The sequence below is a fragment of the Cupriavidus sp. FW306-1B-F12B genome (assembly GCF_058781795.1).
The window spans coordinates 363,292-376,062 of record NZ_JBYSXC010000002.1 but is presented as its reverse complement, the minus strand read 5'-3'; the positions used below and the strand labels follow the sequence as shown (position 1 = coordinate 376,062).

General features: G+C 69.5%; 9 protein-coding genes. 4 read left to right on the top strand and 5 right to left on the bottom strand.

The window, feature by feature from the left end; all coding sequences use genetic code 11:
• Window positions 1-8 precede the first annotated feature (8 nt).
• The gene (locus AC3WLE_RS05035) at window positions 9-974 is read left to right on the top strand and encodes an ABC transporter ATP-binding protein (protein ID WP_492319725.1); all 966 of its coding nucleotides are present in this window, start codon (window positions 9-11) and stop codon (window positions 972-974) included.
• Between the two features lie 15 nt (window positions 975-989).
• Here AC3WLE_RS05035 and bamE read toward each other — a convergent pair whose 3' ends face one another.
• Genes bamE through AC3WLE_RS05020 form a run of 3 tightly spaced genes read right to left on the bottom strand, consistent with a single transcriptional unit; the run spans window position 990 to window position 7,537 of the window.
• Entirely contained in the window at window positions 990-1,538 is a 549-nt protein-coding gene (bamE, locus tag AC3WLE_RS05030; RefSeq protein WP_492319724.1) for an outer membrane protein assembly factor BamE domain-containing protein, read from the bottom strand.
• 43 nt (window positions 1,539-1,581) lie between these two features.
• Entirely contained in the window at window positions 1,582-5,694 is a 4,113-nt protein-coding gene (locus AC3WLE_RS05025) for a translocation/assembly module TamB domain-containing protein (protein ID WP_492319723.1), read from the bottom strand.
• Between the two features lie 40 nt (window positions 5,695-5,734).
• Window positions 5,735-7,537, bottom strand: a complete 1,803-nt coding sequence (locus AC3WLE_RS05020; protein ID WP_492356526.1) for an autotransporter assembly complex protein TamA — start codon at window positions 7,535-7,537, stop codon at window positions 5,735-5,737.
• Window positions 7,538-7,704: 167 nt separating this feature from the next.
• Between AC3WLE_RS05020 and AC3WLE_RS05015 the strand changes: the two genes are divergently transcribed.
• The 3 genes from AC3WLE_RS05015 (at window position 7,705) to panC (ending at window position 9,865) form a co-directional block, all read left to right on the top strand.
• Complete coding sequence (locus tag AC3WLE_RS05015) at window positions 7,705-7,896, top strand: DUF3460 family protein (RefSeq protein ID WP_010814904.1); 192 nt, start codon at window positions 7,705-7,707, stop codon at window positions 7,894-7,896.
• A gap of 31 nt (window positions 7,897-7,927) precedes the next feature.
• Complete coding sequence (locus AC3WLE_RS05010) at window positions 7,928-8,812, top strand: segregation and condensation protein A (RefSeq protein ID WP_492319721.1); 885 nt, start codon at window positions 7,928-7,930, stop codon at window positions 8,810-8,812.
• Window positions 8,813-9,016: 204 nt separating this feature from the next.
• Window positions 9,017-9,865, top strand: coding sequence for a pantoate--beta-alanine ligase (gene panC, locus AC3WLE_RS05005; RefSeq protein ID WP_492319720.1), 849 nt, complete (start codon window positions 9,017-9,019; stop codon window positions 9,863-9,865).
• A 49-nt stretch (window positions 9,866-9,914) separates the two neighbouring features.
• Here panC and AC3WLE_RS05000 read toward each other — a convergent pair whose 3' ends face one another.
• Both AC3WLE_RS05000 and AC3WLE_RS04995 read right to left on the bottom strand, forming a co-directional pair.
• Complete coding sequence (locus tag AC3WLE_RS05000; RefSeq protein WP_492319719.1) at window positions 9,915-11,108, bottom strand: PepSY-associated TM helix domain-containing protein; 1,194 nt, start codon at window positions 11,106-11,108, stop codon at window positions 9,915-9,917.
• Between the two features lie 131 nt (window positions 11,109-11,239).
• Window positions 11,240-12,760: a cobyric acid synthase gene (locus tag AC3WLE_RS04995; RefSeq protein WP_492319718.1), complete on the bottom strand. Its 1,521-nt coding sequence runs from the start codon at window positions 12,758-12,760 to the stop codon at window positions 11,240-11,242.
• Between the last annotated feature and the right edge of the window lie 11 nt (window positions 12,761-12,771).

The window sequence follows — 12,771 nt, the reverse complement described above, 5'->3', positions numbered from 1 at the left end:
AGGCGGCCATGCTGCTCGAAGTCGAAAACCTGAAGAAGCATTTCCCCGCGCGCGGCGGCGGCACCGTGCGCGCCGTCGACGGCGTCAGCTTTGCCGTGGATGCCGGCCAGACCTATGCGCTGGTGGGCGAGTCCGGCTGCGGCAAGACCACCATCGCCAGGCAGCTGCTGCTGCTTGAGCGCCCCAGCGCCGGCACCATCCGCTTCGACGGCCAGGACGTGCTGGCGCTGGACCGCAAGGGCGTGCTGGGCTACCGGCGCCAGGTGCAGGCGGTGTTCCAGGATCCGTCCTCGTCGCTCAATCCGCGCCTGAAAGTGGGCATGCTGCTGGCCGAGCCGCTGCTTGCGCACGGCCAGGGCGGCGACCGCGCCGCGCTGCGCCGCCGGCTGCTGGAGCTGCTGGAGATCGTCGGCCTGCCGCCCGGCGCGCTCGACCTGTACCCGCACGAGTTCAGCGGCGGCCAGCGCCAGCGCATTGCCGTGGCGCGCGCGCTGGCGCTGCAGCCGCGGCTGATCGTGCTGGACGAGCCCACCTCGGCGCTGGATGTCTCGATCCGGGCGCAGATCGTCAACCTGCTGTCCGATATCCAGCGCAGCTTCGGCCTGGCCTATGTGGTGATCGCCCATGACCTGGCGCTGGTGGAGCACTTCAGCTCGGCGGTGGGCGTGATGTACCTGGGCAATATGGCCGAAAGCGGGCCCAGCGCGGCGGTGTTCAGCACCCCGCGCCACCCCTACACGCAGGCATTGCTGGGCTCGGCGCCGCGGCCCGACCCCGACCACCAGCCGGCCGAGGGGCTGATCCTGGGCGATATCGGCTCGGCGCTGAACCCGCCAGCGGGCTGCAAGTTCCATCCGCGCTGCCCGCGCGCGGTGCCGGCCTGCGCCACCGAGATCCCCCGCGTGCTGCGGCTGGACCCGGCCGCCGGCTCAGCCGCGCCGGCGCACGTGGCCGCCTGCCACCTGCTCCACTGACGACCGGGGCGCGCGTCAGCCGCCCTGCATCTTCGACGGATCGTCGCTGCGCGAGGTCGTGGTGACGGTGCCGTCGCTGTTGAAATGCACGTTGAAGAAGGCCTTGTCGGTGGAGGTTTCCATCCAGCGGTAGCCCCATACCTCTTCCTTCTTCAGCGCAAACGCCTCCACCTTGGTGGGCTTGCCCAGCAAGCGGCGGATGTCGTCCTTGCTCATGCCGGCGCGCACGCGGGCGAAGTTCTCGGCTGACAGCACCTGCTCGATCTTCGCGACCTTGCCATCGGCGCTGATGGTGACCATCCAGGTGGTAGTGCCCTCCGGGCCGCGCGGGTATTCAAGCCGGCGCCCGCCGTCCGCTTCTTCCCAGACGATCTCCGGCTTGCCGGCCTGGCGCCGCAGGTCTTCCTCGGTGGACTGGCCGGGAACGATGCCCTTGAACAGCTCGCTGTCGGGCTTGATCGCGTTCCAGGTGTTGCGGGCGGTGTCGCCCGCCTTCTTCATGGCTTCATCGACCTTCTGCTGGTCGCAGCCGAACAACGCAAGCAAAGAGGCAAAGAGTCCCATGGCGGCAAGGCGTCGCGGCGACGCGAAAGTTGCGGGGCGTCCGTCAGCGGCGCACGGGCTCGGCGATGGCTGCCGAGGCTGCCTGTGCCGCGCTGTCGGGACTGGTTGGCTGGCTCTCATCCTGCTGGCTCCTTCTGGTGTCGCTGCGACCCGAGGTCCCGCTGAACAGGTTCGCCCAGCTGTCGAAGCGGCGGTTGAACAAGACCGACAAACCGTTGATGGACCCGCCCTTGGCAATCAGCGACCAGCGCCGTGAAAACTGCCAGGTCAGCTTCACCACGTTCGAGGCCGATGTCAGGCTCTGCTCATAGCCTACCGACATACGCTCGGTAATGGCCTTGCCCATGCTGACCACCTGCTGGTCATTGAGACCCGCGGTGCTGGGCCCGATCGAGAATTCGTCGATGCCGAAATGCTGCACGATGCCCTTGCCGGCCTTGCCGCCGATCATGCCCAGCGCCGCGCCGCCCAGCGCGGCACCACCCAGCTGGCGCTGCTGGCCGGCACCGGCGCTTTCGGCGCCGTAGCCGAACATCAGCCACGAGAGCTTATCCTCATCCGGCACATTGGGTTCCGACACCAGCCGCACGCGCGGCAGCCGCACCGTGCCGGTCACCTCCACGCCCGCCTCCACTTCCTGGTTGCGGCGCATGGCGCGGATGTTCATGTTCGGGTTGTCGATCGGGCCGTTGAAGTTGATGATGCCGCGCTCGATGTCGAGCTTGCGCCCGAAGGCTTCATAAGTGCCGTCGGTCACGCGCACCGTGCCGGTGGCCTTCATCGGTGCCAGGGGTTCGCTCTTGACACCCATCTGGCCGGCCAGCAACAGGTCCGCGCCCGCGCCCCGGAAGCGGAAGTTGTTGCCCAGGTCCACGGTCAGGTCGATCACCGGGCTGAACTTGCTTGCCGGCTTGGTCTCCGGCGCCTGCGTGGCGGCAGTCTTCACGGCACGCTGGTCCTTGCGCCGGATCACCACCACATCGTCGCCCAGCACCGGCGCGCCGGCCTTGGGCAGGTCGAACAGGCCGCGGTCGACATGGATCTTGCCGCGGATCACGACCTGCTTGTTCTCGTTGGCGATGGTGGCATCGCCCGAGACCACCAGCGTGCGCTCGGGGCTGGCGAACAGCTGCAGCTTGTCGGCGACGATCTTGCCGGTCAGGTTGGGATCGGCCTCGCCCAGCTTGACGTTGCCGGTGGCGGTGATCTTGCCGTCGCCGCCGTGGAATTCCACGTGCTTGAGCTCGACCGTGTTCTGGTCCAGCACCACGCGCACGGTGCCGTCGGTCAGGCGCAGGCCCAGGTCGTACAGCGTGACGGCGAGGTTGTCGCCGTCGACGGTGCCGGTCAGCAGCGGCGCGCCGATCGTGCCGGCCAGGCGCATCGCCGCGGCCAGTTTGCCGTCGAAGGCGTACTGCGGGCCGGTCAGCGCTTCCAGCGATTTCAGCCGCGGCACGTCGACGGTGACCGTGCCGCCCAGGGTCGAGGCCGGGCCCACGGTCTGTAGCCCCTGCTCCTGCACCAGTCCGGCGGAGGCGTCCACCACCACCTTGCCGATGCGGCCCGACACCATGCCGCCGCGCAGCGCGATGCGGTTGCCGCCGGCGTCGGCGCGCAGGCTGGTCTCGCCCAGGCCGAGCGTGGTGAAGCCCCGGCCGGCGTTGACCGAGAGGTCGCCGCTGCGCCGGCGCAGTTCGGCAAAGCCGGTCGCGGTCTCGGCCAGCGCCAGGTTCCAGCGGCCGTCGATGACCAGGTCGGAGCGCACCGGCGGCTTCTCGCCGGTGATGGTTTCCATCAGCTCCAGCACATGGCCCACCTGCAGGCCGTCCAGGCTGCCCGCGCTGCGGATGCGGCCGTGGTCCCAGTCCAGGCTGTCGATGGTCAGGGTGGCGCGGTCCAGCAGCAGGCGCGCTGCGCCCAGGCGCACGCGCTGGTCGGCCACCAGCAGCTGCGTCGGCGCGGCCAGGCGCAGGTTGACGGTGCCGCGCTCTTCCAGCGTGCGGATGGTGCCGTTCCAGCCGTCCTTGCCCTTCCACGCGCCCTGCCCCGCCAGCGCCAGCTGCAATGGCCGCTTGTTCAGGCTGCCGGCCGCCTTGACGTCGAAGGTATGGTTGGCCTGGGTGCCGTTGAGCGTGGCGTCGAGCGTGCTCAGGCTGGCCTGCGGGCCACGGTAGTCGCGCGCGGCCAGCTGCACCGAGAGCGGGCCGTCCAGGCCGCCACGCACCTCGGCGCGGCCGCTGGCGCTGGCCACCTTGTGCGGGCCCACTTCCAGCGCCTGCGCGTTGTAGTCGGCCACCACTTCGGGTTTCTTCAGCGTGCCGGTGATGGTGGCGTCGAGCTTGAGCTTGCCGGCCACGCCAAACTTGAGCCGCTCCAGCTGCGGCGCATCGACCGCCAGCTTGAGCGCATCGCCGCGCGCGCCGAAGCTGCCGCGCAGGTTGGCCTGGTTGCCGGCCATGCTGAGCGAAGCCTCGCTCGGCAAGAGCCGCTCGCCCGCCAGGCGCACCTTGCCGCCGCCGGTCATCGGCAGGCCCGCGTATTCGCTCTCATGCACGGCGAAATCCAGCGCCACGCCAAGCTCGGGCGCGATCTCGCCGGTCGTGGTGAAGTCCGCATTGATGCGGCCGGCGGCAACCTTGGCCAGGCGCGAGGGATCGAACGAGGCCAGCTTGCCCTTGAAGCTGAACGGCTGCTTGTCCTTCAGGCCGAGCTTGCCTTCCGCGGTCAGCAGACCCGGGCCCACCGCGGCGCGCAGCGTGGCCAGCGTGAGCGCCTCGGCATCGATGCTGGCATCGGCGAAAAGCTTGAGCGGCCCGCCCGACAGGTCCAGCGCCACGCTTTGCCGGCCCGGCTCCATCCGCACCACCACCGGGCCGGACAGGCTGGCGCTGGTCAGCGAGCCATGCAGCGCGGCCGGGTCCAGCCTGCGCACGTCCAGGTCGAAACCGCCCCGGCCGCCGCGCAGCGAACCGCCGCCGGAGATCTCGGCCTTGCCGGCCAGCGCCACGCGCAGGTCCGAGACGGCCTGTGCCATCTCGCTCAGCTCGACATGGGCGCGCACCGACTGCACCGGCAGTCGCTCCTTGTCCAGCGGACCGGCTTCCAGGTTGCGGATCTCGATGTCGCCGGCGACAGCCAGCGGTGCGGGCGCAGGCGCAGCGGCAGGGGCGGATGCGGAGACCCCCGATGCCGCCGGCGGCGCCGATGCCGCCACGCCGCCCACCGGCCGCAGTTCGGCATGCACGGTCAGGTTGGCCTGGGGCGCCGACGGGCTGAACAGGCGCGGGTTGATGCGATCGCCATCGACCAGCAGGTGCGTGAACGGCACCTTGCCGAACGGCATCAGGTCGACGCCGGCGCGCAGGTGGATGCGGTCGCCGCTGGCCTGCAGTTCGGCGCGCAGCGCGTCCAGGTTGCCCTTGGCGGTGGCGTTGACGGCAAAGGACTCATCCTGCCAGCTGCTCTCCAGCAAGGCTTCGGCGCTGAGCGCAAACGGCGCGCGTGCGCCCACCTGGGCGTTGGCCGCCAGCTTGCCGTACGGTGTTTCCAGCTTGTCCACGCTGACGCGGTGGCGCTGGCCGTCGCTGTGCAGCGCGCCGGCCAGGTTGCTGAACACCATCGGCTCGGCCGCGGGCGCCGTGCCCTGCAGCAGCGACAGCCGCTCAAGCGTCAGCGAATCGACATCGATGGCCAGCGGCAGTTCGAGCGAGGTGGGCTTCTGCATCGGCTCGGTGCTCGGCTCGGACGGGCCGAGCCTCACTTCGGCCTTGCCGATGCGCAGCCACTGCACGTGCAGGTGCCGTGCCTGCCAGCCGAGCACCCAGTTGCCATCCACGCGGTCCACCGCCACGCGCGTCTGGCCGCTGGCGAACACCACGTCGCGCAGGCGCAGGCCGTGCGCCACGGTGCCGCCTTCCAGGCGGCCGCTGAGCATGCCGGCCGACAGCCGCGTGGCCAGCGTCCACAGGTGGCGGGTGCCGGTCTCGGTGCGCAGCGCCGCCACGCCCGCCGCCGCCAGCGCCACCATCAGCAGCAGCAGGATGCCGGCCAGCCAGGCCAGCACGCGCCACAACCGCCGCCGCCTGCGCGGCGCGGGCGGGGTCGGAGTCCGGGCCGAATCGCTGCCGGGCACCGAAGGCAGATCGTGGGCGCTCATGCCGGCGTCCGGGTCAGGCGTGAAAGACGAGGGTGCCGCATCAGAACGCCACCCCCAGCGAGATATGCGGGCGGAACTGCTGCTCCTGGATGCCGTAGCCCACGTCCAGCTGCAGCGGGCCCACCGGCGTGCGCCAGCGCACGCCGACGCCCACGCCGTTGTAGATGGTCACGCCGCGCAGGTTGTCGGCGGCGGTGCCGAGATCCCAGAACACCGCCACGCCCCAGTCCGGCTTGAACCAGTACTGGTACTCCAGGCTGCCGGTGCCCAGGTACTTGGCCGGCAAGATGCTGGAGCCGCTGGGCGTGCCGATCGACTGGTAGGTGTAGCCGCGAATCGAATCGGTGCCGCCGGCGCGGAAGCGCAGCGTGGCCGGGATCTGGCTGGAACTGTCGCCGGTCAGGTCGGCACCGAGTTCCAGCCGTGCCACCACCAGGTCGCGCTTGCCCACCGGTATGTACTGGCGGATACGGCCGTACAGCCGCAGGAAGGTGGCATCGCTGAGGAAACCCCTGGCGGCCACCCCGATCTGGGTGCTGATGACGTTGCCGCGGCGCGGGAACACCGGATTGTCGACGTCGCGCCGCGTCCAGGCAAAGGCCGGCACCAGTGCCTTGCTGATCTGGCTGGCCTGGCCATCCGGCAGCAGCTTGTCGTAGTAGAAATCCAGCGACGTCGTCACATCGTACTTCTCGCGCGAGCGCGAGCGCTTCAGGCCCGCGCGCAGGCTGGTGGTGTCGGTGTTCTCGATGTCGATGGTGCGCTCGTAGCTGCTGTACACGCTGTTGCGGTAGTTGCCCCGGTCCGGCGGCATCGCGGCCTCGGCGAACAGATAGGAGCGCTTCTGCTCCAGCCGCGCCTGCGAGTCGAAGGTCCAGGCGCGGTTGAACAGGTTGTAGTACGAATAGCGGCCTTCGACCTGCGCGCCGGTGTCGGTGGTAAAGCCCACGCCGCTGTTGAGCCGGTGCGCCGGATATTCGCGCACGCGCACCGAGACCGGCGCGGTCACCACGCCGTCTGCCGCCTTGTCGGCGTCCGGGGGCGGTTCCAGGTCGACCTGCACGTTGGAGAAGTACGGCTGGTTCTGGATCGCGCGCTGCAGCTCGAGCAGCCGCTCCACGCGGTACGGCTCGCCCTCGTTCAGCGGGTTGACGTTGTAGATGATCTGTTCCGGATAGCGGCGCGTGCCGGTCACCTTCAGCGGCCCCAGCAGGTAGGCCGGGCCGCTGGCGTAATGCGCGGACAGGTCCGCGCGCTGGTCGTCCGGCTCCACGCGCGCCTGCGACGCGGCCAGGCGCGCGCCGTAGTAGTTGTGGCTCTGCAGCGTGACCAGCGCGTCCTCCTTGGCCTTGTCCCAGTCACCCTGCCGGAACGGCTCGCCCACCGGCAGTCCCCACTTGGCCTGCAGCTCGGCCACCTGTTCGGGCGAGCGCGTGGCCGCCGGGCCCGTCACCTGGACGTCGACATTGCGGATCAGCGTGCGCGCGCCGGGGTCGACCATCACGTGGACCACGCGCTTGTCGCCCTCGCCTTCCACGCGGGTGGTGGTGGTCGGGTCGAAGTAGCCCTCGGTTGAGGTGAACGCCCGCACCTGCTCGCCGACGGTCTCGATCATATAGTCGAGCTGGTCCGGCGAAAGGTCGGCGCGGTCCTGGTAGCGTGCCAGGTCCAGATGCTCTTCCAGCATCTCGCGGATCGGCTTGGGCGCCTCGACTTCGACCTTGTAGGCGGCGCGCGCCGGGGCGGCCGCCAGCGCCAGCACCGCGCCCAGCGCGGCCAGTACGCGAACGGCCACGCGCGCGCGGCCAGCAGAGTCAGCGGTAATAGCGGTGTCTTGCGGCATCGCCGATTGTCCACACATACAAAGTCGGTATTTGACCACACCCGGCCTTGTGCCCGGAACTTTCCGGCGCCTTGCACCCGGCCTGGATGCATCCCGGGGGGCCGATACTGTAAAATCGTGGCCCACTGTACCTATCTGGCGCCCGCGCGGGCGCATCACGGTTGAACATGGCCATCTACGAATCCGATATCACCCAGTTCCTGAAGCAGCTCAAGCAAGAGCGCCCGACGCTGGAGGCCGAACAGCGCGACGGCCGTGCCCTGCTGTGGGACAAGTCGCCGATCGACCTGGAAGAGCGCGCCCGCGCCGAAGCTTCGCGCGTGGCGCAGAAGCCATACGTCTACGCGCAGGACAACTGATTCCCGCCGCCCCCGCGAGCGCACGCCGCCCATGAGCGCAGGCGACCAGGACAAGCTGCCACTGCCCGTCGAGCTGCCTGCCGTGGCCCCGGCCGTTGCAGCCGGCCCCGCCGACATGGTCGACGGGATGGCCTTCGCGCGCCTGTACGGCGAGCCGCTGTTCAAGCTGCCGCAGGACCTGTACATCCCGCCGGATGCGCTCGAGATCTTCCTGGAAGCCTTCGAGGGCCCGCTGGACCTGCTGCTGTACCTGATCCGCAAGCAGAACTTCAATGTCCTCGACATCCCGATGTCGCAGGTCACCCGGCAGTACCTGTCCTACATCGAGCAGATCCGCAAGACCAACCTCGAGCTGGCCGCCGAATACCTGCTGATGGCGGCCATGCTGATCGAGATCAAGTCGCGCATGCTGCTGCCGGTCAAGAAGGCCGACAGCGACGATGAGGCCGAGGACCCGCGCGCCGAGCTGGTGCGCCGCCTGCTGGAATACGAGCAGATGAAGCTGGCCGCGCAGCGCCTGGACACGGTGCCGCAGCTGGGCCGCGACTTCCTGCGCTCGCAGGTGTATATCGAGCAGAGCCTGGCGCCGCGCTTCCCGGAAGTGGAGACGATCGACCTGCAGGCCGCCTGGGCCGATGTGCTCAAGCGCGCCAAGCTCAACCAGCACCACAAGATCTCGCGCGAGGAACTGTCGGTGCGCGAGCACATGAGCCAGATCCTGCGCCGCTTGCAGCACGCGCGCTTCATGGAATTCTCCGAGCTGTTCGAGGACGCGGTGCGCTCCGGCAAGGGCGTGCCGGTGGTGGTGGTGAACTTTATCGCCATGCTGGAGCTGTCGCGCGAAGCGCTGGTGGAGATCACCCAGGCCGAACCGTTCGCACCAATTTATGTGCGATTGGCGTACAGCCCGACCTGACCCACCCGCGCTGCGGGGTCCGGCCCCGTCCCAACATGTTCTACAATCCGCCGACAGCCGGCCAAATGGCCCACGGTGCAGGCCCCGCAGGCAAGTGCCAGAAGGCCCCGCGCCCGACAGAAGGCCGAGACCGGTAGTCCATGTGCCGCCCCTCGACGGACCGGCGCCCGGGTCACACCTACCACGACCAGCACACCAAGGCAGATGAAAGTCATTTCCTCCATCCAAGAGCTGCGCGACCAACTGCGCGGCCAGAACCGCGCTGCCTTCGTCCCCACCATGGGCAACCTGCACGAAGGCCACCTGTCGCTGATGCGCCTGGCGCGCCAGCACGGCGACCCGGTGGTGGCATCGATCTTTGTGAACCGCCTGCAGTTCGGCCCGAACGAGGATTTCGACAAGTACCCGCGCACGCTGCAGGACGATATCGAAAAACTGCAGAAGGAAGGCGTCTACGTGCTGTTCGCGCCGTCCGAGCGCGATATGTACCCCGAACCGCAGGAATACCGCGTCGAGCCGCCGCATGACCTGGGTGACATCCTGGAAGGCGAGTTCCGCCCCGGCTTCTTCAAGGGCGTGTGCACGGTGGTGATGAAGCTGTTCTCGTGCGCGCAGCCGCGCGTGGCGGTGTTCGGCAAGAAGGACTACCAGCAGTTGATGATCGTGCGCCGCATGGTGCAGCAGTTTGCCCTGCCGATCGACATCATCCCCGCCGAGACCATCCGAGCCGAAGACGGCCTGGCGCTGTCGTCGCGCAACCGCTACCTGACCCCCGACGAACGCGCCGAGGCGCCGGTGCTGTACCGCACGCTGCATGACGTGCGCGACACCGTGCTGGGCAGCGACCGCGCTTCCGCCGACCTGCTTGCGGTCGAGGCGAATGCGAAGGAATCGCTGGCCAGGCGCGGCTGGAAGCCGGACTACGTGTCGATCCGCAAGCGCGTCGACCTGCAGGCGCCGACGCGCGAGGAATTTCTCGCCGGCGAGCCGCTGGTGATCCTGACTGCCGCCAAGCTGGGCGCGACCCGGCTGATCGACAACCTGGAAATCTGAGCGGCGGCGCCGCGCCAGACAAAAAAAGCAGGCCGGCGGCCTGCTTTTTTCATGCCCGGCGCATGCCGGATCGCTGTGCGGCCTTCACCACATGCCGCTGGTGTCCCCGCCGCCGCTTCCACCAGATCAGCACGCCGGTCACGGCAAACGCCAGCGGCGCCAGCCCGAACAGCGTGATGAAGATCCGCCCCGGCAGCCCGAAGGCCTCGCCGGTATGCAGCGGGAACAGCCAGTTCAGCAACGTGTCCCCCGCCGGCGCCTGCTGCGGATCACGCACGCCCAGCGGCTTGCCGCTCCAGGCATCGAGCCACAGCCGCGTCGCACCGGTATCCTTGCGCACCTCGCCGGGCTGGCGCAGCCGGATCTCGAACGCATCGCCCGGCTTGCGCGGGAAGCTGATGCGGGTCACCTGCGCTTGCGGGTACTGGGCCTGCGCCGCCGCCATGATCTCGCCCGCGCCCAGCGGCCGGGCCCCGGCCGGCGCCGGTGCCGAGACGTGCTTCACCGGCGGCGTCACGGTCATCACGCCGGCCACCATCGGTGTCACCCACTTCGGCAGGTTCAGGTACCAGCCCGAAAAGGCGATGGTGGCCAGCACCGGCGCGGCCAGGATGCCGCCGGCGCGATGCAGCGAATAGTTGAAGCGCGACCATGATCCGCCATGGGTGATGCGGAACGCCTGCACCACCGAGCGCAGCTTCATCTTGGGCCACCACACCGCCACGCCCACCAGCGTGGTCAGCAACAGCAGCATGCCGGCGATGCCGGTGATGGTCTTGCCGGTGTCGCCCGACAGCAGGTAGCGATGCAGGTGGAACAGCGTCGGCAGCAGCAGCCGGCGCGACAGGCCCGCCTCGCCCCAGACGCGTTCGCCCTTCACCGCAAGCGTGACCGGATCGACCATCACCTGGCGCGAGCGGCCCGGCACCACGCCGTCGGGCCCCTTGACCGGATACCAGGCGATAAAGACGCCGTCGGCATGGACCGGCAGCATCAGCAGGTTGGGCTTGCCGTAGGGGGGCGCGGCCAGCCGCTCGGTCACTGCCTGGACCGTGGCCGGCGACACCGGCTGCGTCATCGGCGCGGACGCCACCAGCAGGTCAGGGTTGAGCCAGGCATCCAGTTCTTCGCGCCAGGCGATGGTCATGCCGGTCAGCCCAAACAGGACGAACAGCAGGCCAAGGCTCAGGCCGATATACAGGTGCAGTTTGACGAGGACGACGCGCAGGCGGCCGGTGACCATGTGGGGGCTGAAGTACGTTGAGCGGACGCTGCCTGCGTGGAATATGGCGCACAAGCCACCTCCACGCAGAATGCAAATGCGAAAGATTCGCGATTCTAGCAGGGCCCTGCCAGGCGGCCGTGCCGCGTGCGTCAGCGCCGCAGCGGCGCCAGCATCGCTTCCAGGTCCAGGTGCGCGGTCATGGTGTCGGCAAGCCGCTCGATCGATGCTTCGCGCAATGCATCGAGGTCCACCGCCTGGGCGCCGTCGAGCCCGGCCCAGCGCAGCAGCGCCTGGCAACCGGCAGGCTCGTCGAACAGGCCGTGGACATAGGTGGCCAGCACCTGGCCGTCGGCCGAGCGCGCGCCGTCGGGCCGCACCGTGCCGTCGCCGCGCTCGAGCCACAGGGCCGGCTGCTCCAGCCCCGCGCCCGTGGTGACGCCAAGGTGGATCTCGTAGCCGCGCACCGGCGCATCGGCCTGATCCAGCGCCAGCCGGCCGCCGACCTGGCGCAGTTGCTTCTCTGCGGCCAGCGTGGTCTCGAAGTCCAGCCAGCCCAGCCCGGCGCTGCTGCCGGCCGGGCCTTCGCGGCCATCGGGATCGTGCACCTGCCGCCCCAGCATCTGCATGCCGCCGCAGATCCCGATCAGCTTGCCGCCGTAGCGCAGGTGCCGGGCCAGCGCCGCGTCCCAGCCATTGACGCGGATGAAGTCCAGGTCGCCGCGCACGTTCTTGCTGCCGGGCAGCACCACCAGGTCCGCGGGCGGGATCGGCATGCCGGGCCCGACGAACTGCAGGTCCACCTGCGGGTGCGCGCGCAGCGCGTCGAAGTCGGTATGGTTGGCGATGCGCGGCAGCACCGGCACGATCACGCGCAGGCGCTGCGCCGGCGTGCCGGCCTTGTCCGCTTGCGCGCCGATGATGGCGTCCTCGGCATCGAGATGCAGGCCGTGCAGGTAGGGCAGCACGCCGAATACCGGCTTGCCGGTGCGCGCCACCAGCCAGTCCAGTCCCGGCTCCAGCAGGCCGATATCGCCGCGGAAGCGGTTGATGATGAAGCCGGTCACGCGCGCGCGTTCGCTGTCGGACAGGCAGTCGAGCGTGCCGACCAGGTGCGCAAATACGCCGCCGCGGTCGATGTCCGCCACCAGCACCACCGGGCAGTCGACGCGCTCGGCAAAGCCCATGTTGGCGATGTCGCGCTCGCGCAGGTTGACCTCGGCCGGGCTGCCGGCGCCCTCCACCAGCACCACCTCATAGGCCTGCGCCAGGCGCGTGTGCGAAGCCAGCACGGCCTTCATCGCCTCGGGCTTGTAGGCATGGTAGGCGCGCGCATCCAGGTCCAGCCGCGCGCGGCCGTGGATGATCACCTGCGCGCCGGTGTCGCTGCTGGGCTTGAGCAGCACCGGGTTCATGTCGGTATGCGGTGCCAGCCGCGCGGCCTGTGCCTGCAGCGCTTGCGCGCGGCCGATCTCGCCGCCGTCGGCGGTGACCGCGCTGTTCAGCGCCATGTTCTGCGGCTTGAATGGCACCACGTGCGTGCCGGCACGCGCCAGCACCCGGCACAGGCCGGCCACGATGGTGCTCTTGCCGGCATCGGAAGTCGTGCCCTGGACCATCAGCGTGCCGCGCAGGGCACCCGGCGGCAGGGATTGCGAGGAGTCGGTCTGCATTGGCGGATTAT